Genomic DNA, 19,030 nt, shown 5'->3' on the forward strand with positions numbered 1-19,030 from the left:
TATTACCTCTGTAGTGGTACGATAATTTTATTGAAGATTACATACAAAAGAGGAGCATGGTTTTATGAAAAAAAGGTTTTATTGTCTGCTTGCAGCAGTACTTATGGCAGGTGCCTGTATCTGCGTACCGGTGGCAGAAGTGAAAGCAGAAGATGGTTATAATATTGATTCCTATGATAATGATGATTGGTACGACAGTGATGATAGTCCAACGGATATGGTTCTGGATTTGTCTAATGTAACAATTGATAAAACCAGCCAGCCAAAGCGTATGCAGGAAAAATTTTACGACTGCAGTTCCCTGGTATGGAAATCTTATCATAAGAATGGTGTAAATTTTGGAATGGCATATTATGCACCGGTTGCAGCGGATATGGGAAAATGGTGCGTACAGTATAAGAAACTTGTCAGCGGAGGTCTGAGTCAGGCAAATATACAAAATATGAAATTGAATCCGGGAGATGTGATGTTTGAAACCGGACAGAAAAATGGAAGATATAAGGGAATCTATCATGTAGAAATGATTACTGGTTATATATTCTATGGATTTGATGGGAATGGAAAGGCAGAACTTGGAATTCAGTGGGCAACTGGAGATGAAAAATATTACCCAATGGGGCAGATGGTAGGCAGGCCGTAAAGGTCTGTCTTTTTTTGTCGGAATATGTTACAATGCAAAAAAATGAGAAAGAGGGAGAAAAGGATGTTTCAGTCACTTGAATATAAACACCCGAAATTTTATCAGGTATTCCGCCTGTTTATTGTGTTTTTTGCTTCACTTTTGTATGCGTGGAATCTGCGCTGTTTTGCCAAAACGGCAGGCCTGTTTCCGGGAGGATTTTCCGGATTGTCACTTTTACTGCAGCAGATCGGGTTAGATTTTATCCATGTCAGTATACCGTTTTCGGTGTTTAACATCGGACTGAATCTGGTTCCTACTTACATTGCATATAAATTTATCGGGAAAAAATTTACTCTGTATTCTATTATTGTTATTGTACTGACGAGTATTTTTACAGATATGCTTCCGGCGTATGTGTTTACAAAGGATGTGCTGCTGATCAGTGTGTTTGGTGGACTGATCAATGGATTTGCCATCAGTCTGTGTTTAAATGTCGGCACCACCACGGGTGGCACCGACTTTATCAGCATCTTTTTATCACAGCAGAAGGGTATTGATGCATGGAATTATATTCTGGCAGGAAATGTGCTCATGCTTGTAGTTGCAGGTGCTTTGTTCGGCTGGTCGATTGCGTTGTACTCGATTATTTACCAGTTCTGCAGCACGCAGATCATTCAGGCACTGTACAAGCGTTACCAGAAGGAAACGATGTTTATTATTTCTGATAAATCCAATGAAATCTATCGTGCCATCCGGGAACGGACCAACCATGATGCAACGTTATTCCAGGGAATCGGGTGTTATGAGGAAAAGCAAAAGACCCTGATTTATTCCGTCATTAATTCCGAGGCAAAAAGGGAGCTGCTTCCGCTTATCCGTCAGATTGATCCCCATGCTTTTATCAATGTTGTGCGGACAGAAGAACTTGCGGGGCGTTTTCATGATATTCCGCATGATTAAAAGCTTTATGCAGATTCAATCTCATAAGTAAAGCCGGCATCCTCGATGGTTTTGATGGTATCCTGGATGCCCTGTCCACCGGCGGTCAGATAACCGGAGGCGAAGATGGAATCGACGACACTTAAAAGCTTTTTTTCTTCTCCTTTGAAATATACCTCACGGCCGGCGGCACAGCGGATATCTGACTGTGGAACCATCAGTCTTGCAAGGCAGAGGACTTTCATGCAGTATTCTGTGGTCAGACCGGAAATATCTTTATCGCCTAACGGAGTTCCCTTGATCGGAAGCAGAAAATTGATCGGCAGTGCTTCCGGCTGGATCTCACGCAGTTCCATCAGCATATCTACCACATCTTCTTTGCTCTCGCCCATACCGATGATTCCGCCACTGCAGATTTCAAATCCAATCTTCTGCAGCATATGAATATTTTCAACACGCTGGTCAAAGGTGTGGGTGGAGCAGATATGGCTGTAATAGGCGCGGCTGCTGTTTAAGTTGTGGTTGATACGGTCAAGACCGGCATCGTAGAGCATGCGTGCCTGTTTTTCCGTTAAAAATCCAATGGAACAGCACAGATGTGTGCCGGTTTTCTTCATGGCGCGGATGCGTTCGGCAAGTTCTTCAATTTCCTCATCTGTAAATTTCATTCCGCTTAAGCCGATACAGTGGCGGCTTAAATGGTGTTCATTGACAAAATCGTTATCCTTGTACAGTTTCTCATCGGAAACCCATTTGTATTTTTCAATATCTGCGGTGGAACGGCAGGATTGTGCACAGTATGCGCAGTCCTGGGAACAGTTGCCGCTGCGGGCATTGGTCAGAATATGGATGCTGACGTGATTTCCTTTATATTTTCTCCGGAGTTTTTCAGCACGGGCGATCAGATCATCCAGCTGATCGTCCGGAGTGTTTAAAATAGAAAGAGCCTCCTCACGGGAGAGAACCGGATCGTTTTCTTTTGTTGTATGCATTTGCTAAATACCTTCCTTGTGTGTAATTATTAACAATATGCATTCACTTTAGCATGGAAAAAATGAAATGTCAACGATGATGAGTGAACGGGTTGACAATAAAGAGTAAAAAACCCGGAGAATGAAAAAATTCTCCGGATTTGAAGTATTATAATAAAATTTTTGATTTATGCTTTAGTAAGCGGGACCCGTTTATAATAAGAAGAACCCCTGCGGCGATTCCTGTGGCAAGTACACAGATTCCGATCACGAGGCTTGATACGGCTGATGATCCCATTGCTTTATATATTTTCTCGTTCATAAAAACAAACCTCCTTAAATTGACGAAGTTTAATATCTTAATTCATTCTTATTTTAACACAACATCCGTTGACATTGCAACGTGGATTTGCTACAGTTGACAGTGTATGAATGAAATTAGAAAAATAACACGAAAATATATAGTAACTGAGAAAAATCAGGAGGCATAGAGATGGCAAAAATTATATTAACCGGAGATCGCCCGACAGGAAGACTGCATGTGGGACACTATGTAGGATCTCTGCGAAGAAGAGTGGAATTACAGAATTCGGGAGAGTTTGATAAGATTTTTATTATGATTGCGGATGCACAGGCGCTGACCGACAATTTTGATAATCCGGAGAAGGTGCGTCAGAATATCATTGAGGTGGCATTGGATTATTTGTCCGCGGGGCTGGATCCCGCAAAATCCACATTGTTTGTCCAGTCACAGATTTCCGAATTGACAGAGCTTACTTTTTTCTATGCCAATCTGGTAACTGTTTCCAGGCTGCAGCGGAATCCGACTGTTAAGTCAGAAATTAAAATGCGCAATTTTGAGACCAGTATTCCGGTCGGATTTTTTACATATCCGATCAGTCAGGCAGCAGATATTACTGCTTTTAAGGCAACGGTTGTACCAGCGGGAGAAGATCAGCTTCCAATGATTGAGCAGACAAGGGAGATTGTCCGTAAATTCAATTCCATTTATGATGAGGTGCTGGTGGAGCCGGATGTGCTGCTTCCGGAGAATGAGGCATGTATGCGTCTGCCGGGAATTGATGGAAAACAGAAGATGAGCAAATCCCTGGGGAACTGTATTTATCTTTCAGATACGGAAAGTGATGTCAAAAAAAAGATTATGAGTATGTACACGGATCCGACACATATTCAGATCTCTGATCCGGGACATCTGGAAGGAAACTGTGTATTTACCTATCTGGATGCCTTCAGCAAACCGGAGCATTTTGAAGAATATCTCCCGGAATATCATAATCTGGATGAATTAAAGGAACACTATACCAGAGGCGGTCTTGGAGATGTAAAAATCAAAAAATTCCTGAACAACGTCATTCAGGAAGAGCTGGCTCCGATTCGTGCGCGAAGGGCAGAATTTGAGAAAGACATTCCGGCAGTATATGAAATTCTGAAAAAAGGAAGTGATGCAGCGCGTGAAGTTGCAGCACAGACACTTTCTGAAGTAAAACAGGCGATGAAAATCAATTATTTTGATGATGAAGAACTGATTCGTGTACAGAGTGAGAAATATCAGGGTGTATAAAAAGAAAGGATCGGAAAATATGATGATGAAAAAGACAGGACTGCTGGCAGTACTGACAGCAGGAGTACTTTTATTTGCAGGGTGCGGTGGGGAAGCAAAGACAATTGATGCGCAGGCTCTTGCAAAATCGCTTGCAACAGAGATTAAATATGATGATACATTAAAGGAACTGACAGCGGATGAAATTTCAATGCTTGTAGATTTACCGGAAGATGTTGATTCTGTTATGTATGCCGGAAGCGGTTCTACGGCAGAAGAGGTAGGTGTTTTTACCGCAAAAGATTCAAATCAGGCAAAAGAAACCATGGAAGATGTCCAGAAATATCTTGATGATCAGGCGGATTCTTTCCAGGATTATGTGCCGGAAGAGACAAAACGGATTGGAAATGCGGTGCTGGAGCAGAAAAATCAGTATGTGGTTCTGTGTGTGTCCGGGGATTCGGATCAGGCAAAAGAAATTATAGAAAAGGCGTTTAAATAAAATGGTTTTTAGTAGTTTTGTATTTTTACTTGCGTTTTTACCGATCGTATTATTGCTGTACTATCTCTGTCCGGCAAGGCTTAGAAACCTTGTTTTATTGGTTTTCAGTCTGGTCTTTTATGCGTGGGGAGAGCCGGTCTATGTATTAATCATGCTGTTTTCAATTGTATTTGATTATGCGAATGGGCGGTTGATCGAGCACTTTAAAAACAAAAACTGTCCGGGGAAAGCAAAAGCCGCACTGATCGTTGATCTGTGCGGAAACCTTGCCATCCTCGGGTTTTTTAAGTACACGGATTTTGTTATCGGGAGTATCAATTCCATTACAGGGGCAGGGTTGTCGCTGCTGCATATAGCACTTCCGATTGGAATTTCTTTTTATACCTTTCAGACAATGTCCTATACGATTGATGTTTATCGCGGGGAGGTTGCAGCACAGAAAAACATCCTTACATTTGCAACCTATGTAACCCTGTTTCCGCAGCTGATTGCAGGACCGATTGTGCAGTATAAAACGGTGGAAAAAGAACTCATGCACAGAAAAGTCACGCTGGAAGATTTTTCCGAAGGAGCATTTCGTTTTTCCGTGGGTCTGGCAAAGAAAGTGCTTCTGGCAAATCAGATCGGAAGTCTGTGGAATTCCATTTCACAGCTGAATCACATGTCGGTGGCTACGGCATGGCTTGGTGCAATTGCATACAGTTTTCAGATTTATTTTGATTTTTCGGGGTATTCGGATATGGCGATCGGACTGGGCAGAATGTTTGGATTTTATTTTCTGGAAAACTTCAATTTCCCGTATATGTCAAAGACAATTACGGAATTCTGGAGACGCTGGCATATTTCCCTGAGTTCCTGGTTCCGCGAGTATGTATACATTCCGCTTGGGGGAAACCGTAAGGGTCTGGTACGGCAGCTGTTTAATATTATGGTTGTATGGATGCTGACCGGTCTGTGGCACGGGGCAAACTGGAATTTTGTACTCTGGGGTGTGTATTATGGTGTGCTTCTGATGATTGAAAAGTTGTTCCTGCTTAAATGGCTGGATAAACTTCCAAATTGGATCGGGCATATCTACAGCATGTTTCTCGTGGTTATTGGATGGACAATTTTTGCACAGACGGATATTCACCAGCTGGGAGAATATTTAAAGACAATGTTTGGAATCGGACATGTGGCAGTTGCGGATTCTGATTTCTTATATTTCCTTGGAAGTAATGCGGTACTTCTGGTGGCATTGATCGCGGCATCTATTGATTACCGTGTCTGGATGCGCAGATTAAAGCAGGGAAAGGATGCTACCGTTTACGATGCGATTGCAACGTCGAAGGGATGGACTATAGCAAAGCCGGTTCTCATGGTTGTGTTTTTGCTGGTGTCCTTTGCGTTTCTGGTAGGGGACAGTTACAATCCGTTTTTATATTTCCGTTTTTAGGAGGCATAGATCATTGAAAAAAATCAGAGTGACAATGATTGTCATTTTTGTTGCGTTTCTTGCGCTGGTATCCGGTGAAAGCCTGCTGATGAAAGATCGTGAGTTCTCACCGAATGAAAACAGATATCTGGCAGAACCGCCCAGACTGACGGTTGACAATATATTGAGTGGAAAATTTCAGGATAGTCTTGAAAATTATCTCAGGGATCAGATCTGTTTCCGCGATGGATGGATCACGGTAAAAACCGGAATTCAGAAAGCCTGCAAAGACACAGATATCGGAGGGGCTTATGTGGGAAAAGACGGCTATGATTTTGAAAAAATCACACCGGAAGATGTGGATGAAAAACAGATTGCCCGCAATGTGAAAGCGGTGCAGAATTTTTTCGCAAAAGCTTCTGAAAATGTAGAAAAGGACCGGATATCTTTTCTGCTTGTCCCGTCATCCGGGCTGGTAATGGCCGATAAACTTCCGGCACATGCACGGCTGTTTGATCAGGCAAAGTGTATTGACCAAATTGAAAAACAGATGAAGGACTGTCGTGTGACAGATGTGAGGGAAAAACTACTTTCCCATAATGAGGATTATATCTATTACAAAACGGATCATCACTGGACGAGTGAGGGCGCTTACCTTGCCTATGAAACATGGTGTGACAGTACCGGGATGGAGAGCACGCCGCTGGCTGATCTGAAAAAACAGGTTGCGACCAAAAAATTCCGTGGAAGCCTGTATTCCAAAATACTGGATGCGGATTCGGCATATGACAGTATCTGGACGTATGGAGATACGAAGCAGAAGGCATACGGAAGTGACTGCAGTCTGACAATTGATGAAAAGAAACAGACGGACAGCTGTTACGATACAGCGCAGCTGAGTCAAAAGGATAAATATAAATACTTTTTCGGAGATAATTACGGAACGGTACAGATTGTATCAGACCATGCCAGACATCAGGATCGCAATCTGCTCGTCATCAAGGATTCGTTTGCAAACACCTTTGTGCCGTTTGCAACAGAAAACTATGGACAGATTACCATGATTGACTTACGGTATTATAATGGAAATGTAGAGGAATATATGAAAGAACATAAGATTACAGATGTACTCGTTCTCTATAATATTACAAATTTTATTTCAGACCGGAATCTGTATAAACTGGTCGGAAGAATTTAAAATGGAAAAGAGGTAAGATAAATGGTTTATAAGAGAGTAAGTAAAATAATCTTTGCTGCCATACTTGCCGTAACGGTGTTTTCGGGTTGCGGGAATAGGCAGGAAGAAGGAATAGATAAGACAGAAACAGAGACCACAACACAGAAAAGCACACAGGATTCCACACAGGATGTCACGCAGGAAGTGGAAGAGGAAACAAAATATCCGTCCATCACTTCGGATGGAAAAATAAAAGATTACAAAAGCGTTGTGACAGTGGATGATACAGCATATGAGTTATACACATATCTGGACAAAGTAGCAGACAATTATGCAAAAAGTGTAAATAAGGTAGCGGATACTCTGGCCGGAAAATCGGATGTGTATGATCTTGTCATTCCCCTCAGTTCGGGAATTACATTTCCGGATAATCTGAAAGACAAAATCTCGTCTTCCGATCAGCATGACGCCATGCAGAAGATCCAGGCAAAAATGGATAAACATGTAAAAAACGTGGACGTATATGACGTGCTTATGCAGCATCGGACGGAGTATGAATATTTTCGGACGGATCATCATTGGACGACACTTGGTGCTTATTACGCATATACGGAATTCTGTAAAGCAAAAGGGATTACGCCGGAATCGCTGGATGCATATAGTAAAAAACAGGATTTTGACGGATTTCTGGGATCTTTTTATAATGATACTTCGGATGCAAAGCTGAAGGCGAATCCGGATACTGTGACAGCATATTACCCAAATGCTGAGAGCATATGCCATGTGACGGCATCGGATGGCAAAAAATATGACTGGCCGGTAATTTATGATGTTTCGAATTACAATGCGGGACTGAAATACAGTACGTTTATTGCAAGTGATAATCCATACACGGAAATTGAGAACAAGGATCTGTCGGATGGAAGTTCCTGCATTGTTGTAAAAGAATCGTTCGGAAATGCATTTATTCCATTTCTGGTTGATCATTATCAGACGGTGTATGTCGTGGATTACCGTTATTGGACAGGAAGTATCAGTAAACTTGCACAGGACAAGAAAGTGAATGATGTGCTGTTTTTGAATAATCTTTCCATGATTCGCAATAAAAGTCTGGTAGGAAAGTTATACAGAGTGCTATAATACATTACAGTAAATAATTCCGTACAGACGATACGAAAGGAGGGGAATCCGGTGGTTAAATATTACAGAACAGATGACCGAAAGATTCATGAAGAACCGACAATTCAGGATGGCGTATGGGTGCAGATGGTAAACCCCAGTGTCGCGGAGGGACAGATGGTCGCGGATGCTCTGGATATGGATGTTGAAGATGTGCTGGCCGCACTCGATGAAGAGGAGAGTTCCCGTATCGAACTACAGGATGGTTATACTCTCATTCTGGTCGATATCCCGTCGATCGAGATCCGTCATGAAAAAGAATCGTATACGACCATACCGCTTGGTATTCTGATTACATCGGGTGAGATCGTTACAGTCTGTACGGAGGATACACCGGTTCTTCAGGCGTTTTTGAATAACCGTGTCCGGGAATTCAGCACGAAAAAAAAGCTTCGTTTTGTCTATCAGATCCTGTACCGGATTGCGGTGCTTTATCAGAGTGATCTTCGTATCATCGACAAGATGCGTACGGAGATCGAGGAACGTGTCGGGGATGATACGGAGGAAGTGGATCTGATTGCGCTGCATGAACTGGAATCGACACTGGTCTACTTTGCGACATCCCTTCGTGCCAACGGAGTAGTGCTTGACCGGCTGACAAGATACAAGCGGCTGGAGCAGTATCCGGAGGATAAGGAACTGCTCGGGGATGTAATCGTAGAGAACCAGCAGGCAATTGAGATGACAAGTATTTACCGTGACATCATAAACGGTACCAGGGAATTGCTGTCATCGGTCATCGATAATCGGATGAATTCCATCATGAAATCGCTGACAGTCATCACGCTGGTTATGGCGATTCCTACGGTTATTTCCGGAATTTACGGTATGAATGTCAACGAGCACTGGGTCCCGTTTGCCAATACTGCGCACGGATTTGCTATTATCATCGGAATTATGGTGATCATTTGTGTGATTATCCTGCTTCTTCTGCGAAAGAAGCGTATCCTCTAGCGGATTGAATTGCGGTATTGCAGCGGTGGGACATGAAAAGTATTTTTAAATGTCCGGATAAAATAGCTTACGTTTGGAAAGCCGCTCTGCAGTGCTGTCTCTGTGATGGAGAGACTTGTGGTTTCCAGCAGATGCTTTGCGTGGGATAACCGCAGGTACGTGATATACTGCGAGAGCGTAAGCTGGAAATGTTCCCGGAAATACCGGGAGATATATTTTTCGGACATATGGAAATGTCCGGCGAGATCGTGCAGAGAAATGCGAAAACAGTAATTTTGCTGAATATAAGATAACAACTCTTTCTGGAGACTGCTGGTGCTTTTGGTATGGCTGGGATAAAACAGATCCTGTTCTGCCATAAGAAGCACAAGTTTCAGGAGAAGAATGCGGGTGCCAAGCTGGTTTTGGTATCCGTTTTTTTGGTTCGCAGCAATACGGTCAGAGTTGGCGTTGATGATCTGATCAAGCAGAACGGATGCCTTTGCTGCTGTGTCGTGATCCTCTGGAAGTTTACAGGGAAAGGAGAGAGTGTGGTTCCGCAGGGGAAAGAAAAGTTCCCGTTCCAAAGAATCATCCGACTGAAACGAAATAAATTCGAGAGGAAACAGGAGGGTGTAGTAGTCGACATCCCCGGCTGCCGATCCCATCAGATGAAGCTGCCCCGGAGCAACAAAATAGACCGAACCGTCCTCAGCAGTATATTCTTTCCCGTCAATCAGGAGGTTTAAAGGTCCTTTTTTCGTGTAAATAACTTCAAGCTCATCGTGCCAGTGTACGGGAATCTGAAAAGCATGGAAAATATTGTGCATGTGATATTGTGTATAGGGGTAATTGTCTGTGCCGTGCGGACGGTTTTCCTTGAGTTCCGGATACATGAAGTCCCTCCTTCTGTCAGTTTCCTAAATTATAATGGAAAAGTAGAAATAATGCAATTATAAGGCGATAAAATGCAAGCATTTTTTGAAAAAAGGGCATAAAATGAATACGAAAGAAAGGAGATACCATAAATGGAACAGAGGAGAAAAAATTTAACGCAGCTTTTTATTCCCATTTGTCTGGAAACACTTTTGTATATGCTTTCGGGAATGGTTGATACCCTGATGCTTTCGTCTGTAAATGATCAGGCGGTAGGGGCGGTGGGAACTGCGAATACATATATAGGGATTTTTATTATTATGTTTTCTGTGATTTCCTCCGGAATGGTGGCCGTCATGACGCAGAATATCGGGGCGGGCAGGCCGGGGGTGGCATATCAGGCCAGACAGCTTGGACTGGTATTTAATGCAGCGCTTGGCGTAATAATGTCTCTGTTCTTATCACTCGGTGCAGGGACCATTCTCTCTGGGGTCGGTGTGGCAGATGCGCTGATGCAGCCGGCGAAAACTTATCTGCAGATCGTGGGCGGATTTTGTATTTTAAATGCACTGATTCCCATCTGCTCGAGTTATCTTCGGGCATTTGGTTTTTCGAAGGAACCGTTGTATGCATCCATTATCGGTAATGTTATTAATTTTTGCCTGAATGCATTTTTCCTGTTTGTACTGCACAAAGGGGTAGCGGGTGTTGCTACCGCCACGGTGATCTCACGCATCATCAATCTGGTGATTGTTGTACTGCTTGGTGCTGTTTTGGTGAAAGCAAAACAGCATCCGGAGAGAGAGAGCAACCGGGCAGTGATGGGACAGATCATCCGTATCGGGCTTCCGTCCGCATGCGAGACGGCGATCTATAACGTTTCCATGACGCTGGTGATCCGTTTCCTGAATCAGATGGATGCACAGGGGCTTAATGTGACAGCGCGTTCCTACACAATGCAGATCACAAATTTTTCCTATTGTGTAGGTGCGGCACTTGCACAGGCAAATGCAATTATGACGGGATGGCATATCGGTGCGAAAGAGTATGATGCGTGTGACCGTGGAACGAAAAAAGCAGCGGTGATCGGAGTGATTGTTGCAGTTATTCTGGAGACGGTGTTTACGCTTTGTTCCGGCTGGATTATGCAGCTGTTTTCCAAAGATCCGCAGATGGTGTCGCTTGTCGGTAAACTTCTGGCAATTGACATCGTACTTGAGATAGGCCGTGTAACCAATCTGGTGTACGGACAGGCATTAAAGACAAGTGGGGATGCCGTATTCCCGGTAGTGATGGGTGCCTGCTTTATGATTTTGTGTTCAGTTGGGGGAACGTATCTGTTTGGAATCCGTCTGGGCCTTCTGGCCGTGGGCGCATACATCGGTATGACTGGTGATGAATGCGTCCGTGCCGTTGGCATGTACCTTCGCTGGAAGAGCGGAAAGTGGAAAGAAAAGGGATTGGTTAAATCCCGGTAGCTTCGTAGCGCCCACTGGCACCACATGGAAGAACCAGTCCGTTGGAGGAAACCGGAAGACCGATCTCGCTGGCGGTGACTGTACCATTGGCGGTGCCAAGCACCGTGCTTATCATATAGGAAAGAACTGCCGGCTGCAGACCGGTGGTATATGAGTTAATCAGGAAGAAGAGCGGATTGTCCGTTAAAATCTGGCTGCAGAGCTGGATGAGCGGATAAACGCTCTCTTCTATTTTCCAGATTTCCCCTTTTGGTCCGCGACCGTAAGACGGCGGGTCCATGATAATGGCATCATAATGGTTCCCACGACGGATTTCCCGCTCTACAAATTTGACACAGTCATCGACCAGCCACCGGATCGGGGCATCTTTCAGACCGGAAGAAATTGCATTTTCTTTTGCCCAGGTGACCATGCCTTTGGATGCATCTACATGGGTTACGCTTGCACCTGCCGCAGCGGCCGCAAGTGTTGCCCCACCGGTATAGGCGAAAAGATTAAGAACCTTAACCTGGCGTCCTTTGGAAACGGCGTCTGCAATGAGCTGGGAAAACCAGTTCCAGTTGGCAGCCTGTTCCGGAAATAATCCAGTATGTTTAAAACTGAAAGGTTTTAAATGAAACGTTAACTTCTTATTAATAGGCAGGGAATATTGAATGGTCCATTCTTTTGGAAGCTGGAAAAATTCCCATTCTCCACCTCCTTTGGAACTGCGGTGGTAGTGGCCGTTCATTTTGCGCCATCCTTTTTCTTTTTTCGGAGTATCCCAGATTACCTGGGGATCTGGGCGGACGAGAAGATAATCTCCCCAGCGTTCGAGCTTTTCACCTTTTGAACAATCGATCACTTCATAGTCATTCCATTGATCTGCTAACCACATATATCATATCCTCCTGATTTCCATCTGTATAAAACAGTAACATTATATGAAAAATAGAAAAAATAATCAATCATTAAATTTTGGGGCGAAAAAACGTAAAAGAAAAAATAAAAAAAGTTCTTGCTTTTTTGGAAAAGACCATGTATAATATCAATTGCTGTGGCATGATAGCTGTGAAACGTGAGGTTGCTGCCTATGTGGCAGGTTTTCCGTGGAGCGAATGTCAAGTTAGGAAACTGACGACAAGTCACTGTACAAACAATATGGTCTATCAAAGATAGAAACAACGTGTGAAAAAATGCGAATCGCCTGACAATGGGGCGATACATCAAAGATGTACCGCAGGACACACACGGAGAAGTGTACAGTCACCGCTTGTCGTACTATTTACAAAGTGCGAAAAGGAGGCGACTTTTTTTATGGCAAGTCAAGTAATGAGAATCACTCTCAAGGCTTATGATCACGAATTAGTTGATTCATCAGCAAAGAAAATCATCGAGACTGTAAAGAAGAACGGATCACAGGTGAGCGGACCGGTACCTCTTCCTACTAAGAAGGAAGTAGTTACAATTCTTAGAGCTACTCACAAGTACAAAGATTCCCGTGAACAGTTCGAGCAGAGAACTCATAAGAGACTGATTGATATCGTTACACCAACTCAGAAGACTGTTGATGCTTTATCACGTCTTGAGATGCCAGCAGGTGTTTACATCGATATTAAAATGAAACAGAAATAATAACTGTTTCGACAAATTATTTCGTAAGTCCTGATTAGTTATTTCATATAGATATGGCTGCTCTAGGATGAACGGTTCCGCTACTCCACTGCAGATCAGCAGGTGGGCAAGAGGCGTTCCGCTGTAGAAAACAGGAGGTTAAACAATGAAGAAAGCGATTTTAGCAACAAAAGTCGGAATGACACAGATCTTCAATGCAGACGGCGTATTAGTGCCGGTTACTGTATTACAGGCTGGTCCTTGTGTTGTTACTCAGATTAAGACAGTAGACAACGATGGATACAGTGCAGTTCAGGTTGGATTTGTTGACAAGAAAGAAAAGACTGTTAACAAAGATGCCAACGGAAAGAAAGAAATTCGCAACAGACATGGCGTAAACAAGGCTCAGATGGGTCACTTCGCTAAAGCTGGTGTATCTGGTAAGAGATTCGTTCGCGAGTTCAAGTTTGAGAACGCAGACGAGTATAAGTTAGCAGATGAAATCAAAGCTGACATCTTCGCAGAAGGTGACAAGGTTGATGTTACTGCTATTTCAAAAGGTAAAGGTTTCCAGGGTGCTATTAAGAGATTAGGTCAGCACAGAGGACCGATGGCTCATGGTTCTAAGTTCCATCGTCATCAGGGTTCTAACGGTGCATGTTCTTCTCCGAGCCGTGTATTCAAGGGAAAAGGAATGCCTGGACACATGGGTAGCGTAAAAGTTACAACTCAGAATCTTGAAGTTGTAAGAGTTGACGCAGAGAACAACTTACTGCTGATCAAGGGTGCTGTCCCAGGAGCAAAGAAAGCTCTCATCACAGTAAAAGAGACCACAAAGTCTGGTAAATAGTGCAAAGTAAGAAAGGAGGAACTTTACGATGGCTAAAGTAGCTGTTTATAATATGGAAGGTAAAGAAGTTGATTCTATCGAATTAAACGATTCCATTTTCGGCGTAGAAATTAATGAGCATTTAGTTCATATGGCTGTGCTTCAGCAGCTTGCAAATAATCGTCAGGGAACACAGAAGGCTAAGACACGTTCTGAAGTTCGCGGTGGCGGAAGAAAACCATGGAGACAGAAGGGAACCGGTCATGCAAGACAGGGATCTACACGTTCTCCACAGTGGACAGGCGGCGGAGTTGTATTCGCTCCGGTACCAAGAGATTACTCATTCAAGCTCAACAAGAAAGAGAAGAGAGCTGCATTAAAGTCTGTTCTGACTTCTAAGGTAGCAGAGAACAAGTTCGTAGTTGTTGATGAGCTGAAATTAGATGAAATTAAGACAAAGAAGTTCGTACAGGTTATGGACAATCTGAAAGTTGAGAAGGCACTTGTTGTATTAAACGACATGGACACAAACGTGATCGCATCTGCAGCAAATATTCCAACTGTTAAGACTGCTCAGACAAACGAGCTGAATGTATTTGATGCATTAAAGTATGACAAGGTAGTTGTTACAAAGGCTGCTCTTGCAACAATCGAGGAGGTGTATGCATAATGGCAAACGTACAGTATTATGATGTAATCCTCAAACCAGTAGTAACTGAGAAGAGTATGAATGCAATGGCTGAGAAGAAATATACATTTCTTGTTCATCCGGATGCAAATAAAACTATGATCAAGGAAGCCGTAGAGAGAATGTTCGAGGGAACAAAGGTTGCCAAGGTCAACACAATGAATTGTGAAGGCAAGAACAGAAGACGTGGAATGGTAACAGGAAAGACTGCTAAGACAAAGAAAGCAATCGTTCAGTTAACAGAGGACAGCAAGGATATCGAGATCTTCGCTGGATTATAATTCCACAAGGAGCACTTGCATAAGAGTTGCTTCGCAAGCAAGTGCGTAGGTGATGCATCAGAGATGCACCACGAACTATGTGTCAGCGATGACACGATAATGAAAACATCGAAAGGAGAAAAACAATGGGAATTAAGACATATAACCCATATACACCTTCCAGAAGAAATATGACTGGTTCTGATTTCTCTGAGATCACTAAGACAACTCCTGAGAAATCCCTTACAACTTCTTTAAAGAAGAACGCTGGTCGTAACAATCAGGGTAAAATCACAGTTAGACACCAGGGTGGTGGAAACAGAAGAAAATACAGAATCATCGACTTTAAGAGAAGAAAAGATGGTATTCCGGCAACCGTAATCGGTGTTGAATACGATCCGAACAGAACAGCAAATATCGCACTGATCTGCTATGCAGATGGTGAGAAAGCATATATCCTTGCTCCTGCAGGATTAACCGACGGTATGAAGGTTATGAACGGACCAGAAGCAGAGGTAAGAGTTGGAAACTGTTTACCACTTGAGAATATTCCGGTTGGTACACAGATCCATAACATCGAGTTACTGCCAGGTAAGGGCGGACAGTTAGTACGTTCTGCCGGACTCAGCGCACAGCTGATGGCTAAGGAAGGAAAGTATGCAACACTTCGTCTTCCTTCAGGCGAGATGAGAATGGTTCCAATTCAGTGTAGAGCAACAATCGGTGTTATCGGAAACGGTGACCACAACCTCGTAAATATTGGTAAGGCTGGACGTAAGCGTCACATGGGTATCCGCCCAACAGTTCGTGGTTCTGTTATGAACCCTAATGACCATCCACACGGTGGTGGTGAAGGTAAGGCTCCGGTAGGTCGTCCAGGACCATGTACTCCATGGGGCAAGCCTGCACTTGGTTTAAAGACCAGAAAGAAGAACAAGCAGTCTAACAAGCTTATCGTAAGAAGAAGAGACGGTAGAGCTATCAAATAATTAGGAGGTTTATGAAATGGCACGTTCACTTAAAAAAGGACCATTTGCTGATGAGAGCTTACTCAAAAAAGTAGATGCTATGAACGCTTCCGGAGACAAGTCCGTAATTAAGACCTGGTCCCGTCGTTCTACTATTTTCCCATCTTTCGTTGGACACACAATCGCTGTTCATGACGGAAGAAAGCATGTTCCGGTATATGTTACAGAGGACATGGTTGGACATAAGCTCGGTGAGTTCGTTGCAACAAGAACTTACAGAGGACATGGAAAAGACGAAAAGAAATCAGGCGTGAGATAAAATAATATTTAGTGGAAGGAGGTTTCATCCATGGCAAAAGGACATAGATCCCAGATCAAGAGAGAGAGAAACGAAGTAAAGGACACAAGACCTTCAGCTAAGTTATCTTATGCTAGAGTGTCAGTACAGAAGGCTTGCTTCGTATTAGATGCAATTCGTGGTAAGGATGTTGCGACTGCACTTGCAATCGTATCCTACAACCCAAGATACGCTTCAAGCGTTGTAGAGAAGTTATTAAAGTCAGCAATCGCTAACGCTGAGAACAATAACGGAATGAAGGCAGAAAACCTTTATGTAGCAGAGTGCTACGCAAATAAGGGACCAACAATGAAGAGAATTCATCCTCGTGCACAGGGTAGAGCTTATAGAATCGAAAAGAGAATGAGCCACATTACAATCGTGCTCGATGAAAGATAGGAGGCAATCATGGGACAGAAGGTTAATCCTCATGGATTAAGAGTCGGCGTTATCAAAGATTGGGATTCTAAATGGTATGCAGATGGAGATTTCGCTGATTACTTAGTAGAAGATTACAATATCAGAACATTTCTGAAGAAAAAATTATACGCAGCTGGTGTTTCTAAGATTGAGATCGAAAGAGCATCAGATCGTGTGAAGGTTATCATTTACACAGCTAAGCCAGGTGTTGTAATTGGTAAGGGCGGCGCTGAGATCGAAAAGATCAAGGCAGAAGTTCAGAAACTTACAGATAAGAAGTTAGTTGTAGATATCAAAGAAGTAAAGAGACCAGATCGTGACGCTCAGTTAGTAGCTGAGAACATCGCTTTACAGCTTGAGAACCGTGTTTCTTTCCGTAGAGCAATGAAGTCCTGCATGGGTCGTGCAATGAAGACCGGTGCAAAGGGAATTAAGACTTCCTGCTCAGGACGTCTTGGTGGAGCTGATATGGCCCGTACAGAGTTCTACTCTGAAGGAACGATTCCGCTTCAGACACTTCGTGCAGATATCGATTATGGATTCGCAGAGGCAGATACCACTTACGGTAAAGTAGGCGTTAAGGTTTGGATCTACCGTGGCGAAGTGCTTCCTACAAAGGCTAATAAGGAAGGAGGAGCTCAGTAATTATGTTAATGCCAAAGAGAGTAAAACATCGTAAACAGTTCCGTGGTTCCATGGCTGGTAAAGCAACCAGAGGAAACAAGATCACATACGGTGAGTATGGTATCGTATCATTAGAGCCTTGCTGGATTAAGGCAAATCAGATCGAGGCAGCCCGTGTTGCTATGACAAGATATATCAAGCGTGGTGGTAAAGTCTGGATCAAGATCTTCCCAGAGAAGCCTGTAACTCATAAGCCTATGGGTGTTCGAATGGGTAAAGGAAAGGGTGCCCTTGAGTATTGGGTAGCTGTAGTTAAACCAGGTAGAGTATTATTTGAAATCTCCGGTGTTCCGGAAGACGTAGCGAAAGAAGCTTTACGTCTTGCTACACATAAATTACCTTGCAAATGTAAAGTAGTTTCACGTGCAGATTTAGAAGGCGGTGAGTCAAATGAAAACTAGTGCATATTTAGAAGAATTAAAGTCACTTACTGTTGCAGATTTACAGTCACAGTTAGTTGATGCAAAAAAGGAACTTTTCAATTTGAGATTCCAGAATGCAACCAATCAGTTAGATAATACAGCCAGAATTAAAGAAGTTCGCAAGAATATTGCTAGAATTCAGACTGTTATCACCGAGAAAGCTAGCGTTGCTGAATAAATCCAATTCTCAGAAAGGAGACTTCGGTCGTGGAAGAAAGAAATCTTAGAAAAACACGTGTAGGTGTTGTTGTAAGCGATAAGATGGATAAGACAATCGTTGTAGCTGTAAAGAACAACGAGAGACATCCACTGTACAACAAGATCGTTAAAAAGACTTATAAGTTAAAGGCTCATGACGAGAACAACGATGCTAAGATCGGCGATACCGTCAGAGTTATGGAAACAAGACCATTATCTAAAGATAAGAGATGGAGACTTGTAGAAATCATGGAAAGAGCAAAATAATAAAAGGAGGCTACAAGCATGGTACAGCAGGAAAGCAGACTCAAAGTTGCGGACAATACTGGCGCAAAAGAGTTACTTGTTATCCGCGTAATGGGTGGATCTACCAGAAGATATGCGAACATCGGCGATGTGATCGTTGCTACTGTTAAAGATGCAACACCAGGCGGTGTTGTTAAAAAGGGCGATGTTGTAAAAGCCGTAGTTGTTCGTTCAGTAAAGGGTGCCCGTCGTAAAGATGGTTCCTATATTAAGTTTGATGAGAACGCAGCAGTTATTATCAAGGACGACAAAACTCCGAGAGGAACTCGTATCTTTGGACCAGTAGCTCGTGAGCTTCGTGAGAAACAGTTCATGAAAATTGTTTCTCTGGCTCCAGAAGTATTATAGGAGGAACGAAGATGGCAAGTATGAAGATCAAAAAAGGCGATATGGTAAAAGTTATCGCTGGCAGAGATAAAGACAAAGAGGGCAAGGTTATTGCCGTAAATAAAAAAGACAACACACTCCTCGTTGAAGGCGTTAACATGGTTACCAAGCATGCAAAGCCAAGCATGGCAAACCAGCAGGGCGGAATCCTTCATCAGGAAGGACCTATTGATGCATCTAACGTAATGTTCCTTCACAAAGGAAAAGCTACCCGTGTAGGTTTCAAGATGGACGGAGACAAGAAAGTACGTTATGCGAAATCAACAGGCGATGTTATCGATTAATT

At 43.2% G+C, this 19,030-nt stretch carries 26 protein-coding genes; 22 read left to right on the plus strand and 4 right to left on the minus strand.

The window, feature by feature from the left end; translation table 11 throughout:
- Positions 1–64 precede the first annotated feature (64 nt).
- Positions 65–640, plus strand: a complete 576-nt coding sequence (locus tag M72_RS15105) for a C40 family peptidase (protein ID WP_055068813.1) — start codon at positions 65–67, stop codon at positions 638–640.
- 63 nt (positions 641–703) lie between these two features.
- On the plus strand, positions 704–1,582 hold the full coding sequence (locus M72_RS15110; protein WP_055068814.1) for a YitT family protein: 879 nt from the start codon (positions 704–706) through the stop codon (positions 1,580–1,582).
- A 5-nt stretch (positions 1,583–1,587) separates the two neighbouring features.
- Here M72_RS15110 and bioB read toward each other — a convergent pair whose 3' ends face one another.
- Both bioB and M72_RS17260 read right to left on the minus strand, forming a co-directional pair.
- The gene (bioB, locus tag M72_RS15115; protein WP_022045031.1) at positions 1,588–2,553 is read right to left on the minus strand and encodes a biotin synthase BioB; all 966 of its coding nucleotides are present in this window, start codon (positions 2,551–2,553) and stop codon (positions 1,588–1,590) included.
- Between the two features lie 148 nt (positions 2,554–2,701).
- Positions 2,702–2,854, minus strand: coding sequence for a hypothetical protein (locus M72_RS17260; protein ID WP_022045030.1), 153 nt, complete (start codon positions 2,852–2,854; stop codon positions 2,702–2,704).
- A gap of 171 nt (positions 2,855–3,025) precedes the next feature.
- On the opposite strand from M72_RS17260, the gene trpS reads away from it, so the two are divergent.
- Genes trpS through M72_RS15150 form a run of 6 tightly spaced genes read left to right on the plus strand, consistent with a single transcriptional unit; the run spans position 3,026 to position 9,319 of the window.
- Positions 3,026–4,114 (plus strand): tryptophan--tRNA ligase, encoded by a 1,089-nt coding sequence (gene trpS / locus M72_RS15125; protein WP_022045029.1) that lies wholly within the window; start codon positions 3,026–3,028, stop codon positions 4,112–4,114.
- A 19-nt stretch (positions 4,115–4,133) separates the two neighbouring features.
- Entirely contained in the window at positions 4,134–4,595 is a 462-nt protein-coding gene (locus tag M72_RS15130; protein ID WP_141652767.1) for a DUF4358 domain-containing protein, read from the plus strand.
- 1 nt (position 4,596) lies between these two features.
- Positions 4,597–6,030 carry an MBOAT family O-acyltransferase gene (locus M72_RS15135; protein WP_022045027.1) on the plus strand — a complete coding sequence of 478 codons (1,434 nt, stop codon included), beginning with the start codon at positions 4,597–4,599 and terminating at the stop codon, positions 6,028–6,030.
- 13 nt (positions 6,031–6,043) lie between these two features.
- Complete coding sequence (locus M72_RS15140) at positions 6,044–7,207, plus strand: DHHW family protein (RefSeq protein WP_055068816.1); 1,164 nt, start codon at positions 6,044–6,046, stop codon at positions 7,205–7,207.
- 21 nt (positions 7,208–7,228) lie between these two features.
- The gene (locus M72_RS15145) at positions 7,229–8,326 is read left to right on the plus strand and encodes a DHHW family protein (protein ID WP_055068817.1); all 1,098 of its coding nucleotides are present in this window, start codon (positions 7,229–7,231) and stop codon (positions 8,324–8,326) included.
- Positions 8,327–8,377: 51 nt separating this feature from the next.
- On the plus strand, positions 8,378–9,319 hold the full coding sequence (locus M72_RS15150) for a magnesium transporter CorA family protein (protein ID WP_055068818.1): 942 nt from the start codon (positions 8,378–8,380) through the stop codon (positions 9,317–9,319).
- On the opposite strand, the gene M72_RS15155 is transcribed toward M72_RS15150, so the two are convergent.
- The gene (locus M72_RS15155; protein ID WP_055068819.1) at positions 9,316–10,194 is read right to left on the minus strand and encodes an AraC family transcriptional regulator; all 879 of its coding nucleotides are present in this window, start codon (positions 10,192–10,194) and stop codon (positions 9,316–9,318) included. The genes M72_RS15150 and M72_RS15155 overlap by 4 nt on opposite strands.
- Before the next feature lie 132 nt (positions 10,195–10,326).
- On the opposite strand from M72_RS15155, the gene M72_RS15160 reads away from it, so the two are divergent.
- Positions 10,327–11,652 (plus strand): MATE family efflux transporter, encoded by a 1,326-nt coding sequence (locus tag M72_RS15160; protein ID WP_055068820.1) that lies wholly within the window; start codon positions 10,327–10,329, stop codon positions 11,650–11,652.
- On the opposite strand, the gene M72_RS15165 is transcribed toward M72_RS15160, so the two are convergent.
- Positions 11,639–12,529 carry a class I SAM-dependent methyltransferase gene (locus M72_RS15165; RefSeq protein ID WP_055068821.1) on the minus strand — a complete coding sequence of 297 codons (891 nt, stop codon included), beginning with the start codon at positions 12,527–12,529 and terminating at the stop codon, positions 11,639–11,641. The two genes, M72_RS15160 and M72_RS15165, sit on opposite strands and share 14 nt — an antisense overlap.
- Before the next feature lie 419 nt (positions 12,530–12,948).
- Between M72_RS15165 and rpsJ the strand changes: the two genes are divergently transcribed.
- From rpsJ to rplX, 13 genes are all read left to right on the plus strand, one after another.
- On the plus strand, positions 12,949–13,266 hold the full coding sequence (rpsJ, locus tag M72_RS15170) for a 30S ribosomal protein S10 (RefSeq protein WP_022045826.1): 318 nt from the start codon (positions 12,949–12,951) through the stop codon (positions 13,264–13,266).
- 145 nt (positions 13,267–13,411) lie between these two features.
- Entirely contained in the window at positions 13,412–14,095 is a 684-nt protein-coding gene (rplC, locus tag M72_RS15175; RefSeq protein WP_022045827.1) for a 50S ribosomal protein L3, read from the plus strand.
- A gap of 28 nt (positions 14,096–14,123) precedes the next feature.
- The gene (gene rplD / locus M72_RS15180) at positions 14,124–14,744 is read left to right on the plus strand and encodes a 50S ribosomal protein L4 (protein ID WP_055068822.1); all 621 of its coding nucleotides are present in this window, start codon (positions 14,124–14,126) and stop codon (positions 14,742–14,744) included.
- Positions 14,744–15,043: a 50S ribosomal protein L23 gene (gene rplW / locus M72_RS15185; protein WP_055068823.1), complete on the plus strand. Its 300-nt coding sequence runs from the start codon at positions 14,744–14,746 to the stop codon at positions 15,041–15,043. Before rplD ends, rplW begins: the two co-directional genes overlap by 1 nt.
- Before the next feature lie 125 nt (positions 15,044–15,168).
- Complete coding sequence (gene rplB / locus M72_RS15190; RefSeq protein WP_055068824.1) at positions 15,169–16,011, plus strand: 50S ribosomal protein L2; 843 nt, start codon at positions 15,169–15,171, stop codon at positions 16,009–16,011.
- A 16-nt stretch (positions 16,012–16,027) separates the two neighbouring features.
- On the plus strand, positions 16,028–16,309 hold the full coding sequence (gene rpsS, locus M72_RS15195) for a 30S ribosomal protein S19 (RefSeq protein ID WP_012741331.1): 282 nt from the start codon (positions 16,028–16,030) through the stop codon (positions 16,307–16,309).
- Between the two features lie 30 nt (positions 16,310–16,339).
- On the plus strand, positions 16,340–16,726 hold the full coding sequence (rplV, locus tag M72_RS15200; RefSeq protein WP_055068825.1) for a 50S ribosomal protein L22: 387 nt from the start codon (positions 16,340–16,342) through the stop codon (positions 16,724–16,726).
- 9 nt (positions 16,727–16,735) lie between these two features.
- A complete protein-coding gene (gene rpsC, locus M72_RS15205) occupies positions 16,736–17,392 on the plus strand; it encodes a 30S ribosomal protein S3 (RefSeq protein WP_055068826.1) in 657 nt (218 codons plus the stop codon).
- Between the two features lie 2 nt (positions 17,393–17,394).
- Positions 17,395–17,832, plus strand: a complete 438-nt coding sequence (gene rplP / locus M72_RS15210) for a 50S ribosomal protein L16 (RefSeq protein WP_022046401.1) — start codon at positions 17,395–17,397, stop codon at positions 17,830–17,832.
- Positions 17,822–18,031: a 50S ribosomal protein L29 gene (gene rpmC, locus M72_RS15215; RefSeq protein ID WP_022046400.1), complete on the plus strand. Its 210-nt coding sequence runs from the start codon at positions 17,822–17,824 to the stop codon at positions 18,029–18,031. Before rplP ends, rpmC begins: the two co-directional genes overlap by 11 nt.
- Positions 18,032–18,060: 29 nt before the next feature.
- The gene (gene rpsQ / locus M72_RS15220) at positions 18,061–18,318 is read left to right on the plus strand and encodes a 30S ribosomal protein S17 (protein WP_022046399.1); all 258 of its coding nucleotides are present in this window, start codon (positions 18,061–18,063) and stop codon (positions 18,316–18,318) included.
- A gap of 18 nt (positions 18,319–18,336) precedes the next feature.
- Positions 18,337–18,705: a 50S ribosomal protein L14 gene (rplN, locus tag M72_RS15225; protein WP_014080983.1), complete on the plus strand. Its 369-nt coding sequence runs from the start codon at positions 18,337–18,339 to the stop codon at positions 18,703–18,705.
- A gap of 11 nt (positions 18,706–18,716) precedes the next feature.
- Positions 18,717–19,028, plus strand: a complete 312-nt coding sequence (gene rplX, locus M72_RS15230; RefSeq protein WP_022046390.1) for a 50S ribosomal protein L24 — start codon at positions 18,717–18,719, stop codon at positions 19,026–19,028.
- The last annotated feature ends 2 nt before the right edge of the window (positions 19,029–19,030 follow it).

Source organism: Roseburia faecis (genome assembly GCF_001406815.1).
Classification (GTDB): Bacteria; Bacillota; Clostridia; order Lachnospirales; family Lachnospiraceae; genus Roseburia; species Roseburia faecis.

What these genes read in the sequence shown, in the direction of transcription:
- M72_RS15105 (WP_055068813.1), top strand. Translation starts at nt 65, where the DNA reads ATGAAAAAAAGGTTTTATTGTCTGCTTGCAGCAGTACTTATGGCAGGT.
- M72_RS15110 (WP_055068814.1), top strand. Translation starts at nt 704, where the DNA reads ATGTTTCAGTCACTTGAATATAAACACCCGAAATTTTATCAGGTATTC.
- bioB (WP_022045031.1), bottom strand. Translation starts at nt 2,553, where the DNA reads ATGCATACAACAAAAGAAAACGATCCGGTTCTCTCCCGTGAGGAGGCT.
- M72_RS17260 (WP_022045030.1), bottom strand. Translation starts at nt 2,854, where the DNA reads ATGAACGAGAAAATATATAAAGCAATGGGATCATCAGCCGTATCAAGC.
- trpS (WP_022045029.1), top strand. Translation starts at nt 3,026, where the DNA reads ATGGCAAAAATTATATTAACCGGAGATCGCCCGACAGGAAGACTGCAT.
- M72_RS15130 (WP_141652767.1), top strand. Translation starts at nt 4,134, where the DNA reads ATGATGATGAAAAAGACAGGACTGCTGGCAGTACTGACAGCAGGAGTA.
- M72_RS15135 (WP_022045027.1), top strand. Translation starts at nt 4,597, where the DNA reads ATGGTTTTTAGTAGTTTTGTATTTTTACTTGCGTTTTTACCGATCGTA.
- M72_RS15145 (WP_055068817.1), top strand. Translation starts at nt 7,229, where the DNA reads ATGGTTTATAAGAGAGTAAGTAAAATAATCTTTGCTGCCATACTTGCC.
- M72_RS15155 (WP_055068819.1), bottom strand. Translation starts at nt 10,194, where the DNA reads ATGTATCCGGAACTCAAGGAAAACCGTCCGCACGGCACAGACAATTAC.
- M72_RS15160 (WP_055068820.1), top strand. Translation starts at nt 10,327, where the DNA reads ATGGAACAGAGGAGAAAAAATTTAACGCAGCTTTTTATTCCCATTTGT.
- M72_RS15165 (WP_055068821.1), bottom strand. Translation starts at nt 12,529, where the DNA reads ATGTGGTTAGCAGATCAATGGAATGACTATGAAGTGATCGATTGTTCA.
- rpsJ (WP_022045826.1), top strand. Translation starts at nt 12,949, where the DNA reads ATGGCAAGTCAAGTAATGAGAATCACTCTCAAGGCTTATGATCACGAA.
- rplC (WP_022045827.1), top strand. Translation starts at nt 13,412, where the DNA reads ATGAAGAAAGCGATTTTAGCAACAAAAGTCGGAATGACACAGATCTTC.
- rplD (WP_055068822.1), top strand. Translation starts at nt 14,124, where the DNA reads ATGGCTAAAGTAGCTGTTTATAATATGGAAGGTAAAGAAGTTGATTCT.
- rplW (WP_055068823.1), top strand. Translation starts at nt 14,744, where the DNA reads ATGGCAAACGTACAGTATTATGATGTAATCCTCAAACCAGTAGTAACT.
- rplB (WP_055068824.1), top strand. Translation starts at nt 15,169, where the DNA reads ATGGGAATTAAGACATATAACCCATATACACCTTCCAGAAGAAATATG.
- rpsS (WP_012741331.1), top strand. Translation starts at nt 16,028, where the DNA reads ATGGCACGTTCACTTAAAAAAGGACCATTTGCTGATGAGAGCTTACTC.
- rplV (WP_055068825.1), top strand. Translation starts at nt 16,340, where the DNA reads ATGGCAAAAGGACATAGATCCCAGATCAAGAGAGAGAGAAACGAAGTA.
- rpsC (WP_055068826.1), top strand. Translation starts at nt 16,736, where the DNA reads ATGGGACAGAAGGTTAATCCTCATGGATTAAGAGTCGGCGTTATCAAA.
- rplP (WP_022046401.1), top strand. Translation starts at nt 17,395, where the DNA reads ATGTTAATGCCAAAGAGAGTAAAACATCGTAAACAGTTCCGTGGTTCC.
- rpmC (WP_022046400.1), top strand. Translation starts at nt 17,822, where the DNA reads ATGAAAACTAGTGCATATTTAGAAGAATTAAAGTCACTTACTGTTGCA.
- rplN (WP_014080983.1), top strand. Translation starts at nt 18,337, where the DNA reads ATGGTACAGCAGGAAAGCAGACTCAAAGTTGCGGACAATACTGGCGCA.
- rplX (WP_022046390.1), top strand. Translation starts at nt 18,717, where the DNA reads ATGGCAAGTATGAAGATCAAAAAAGGCGATATGGTAAAAGTTATCGCT.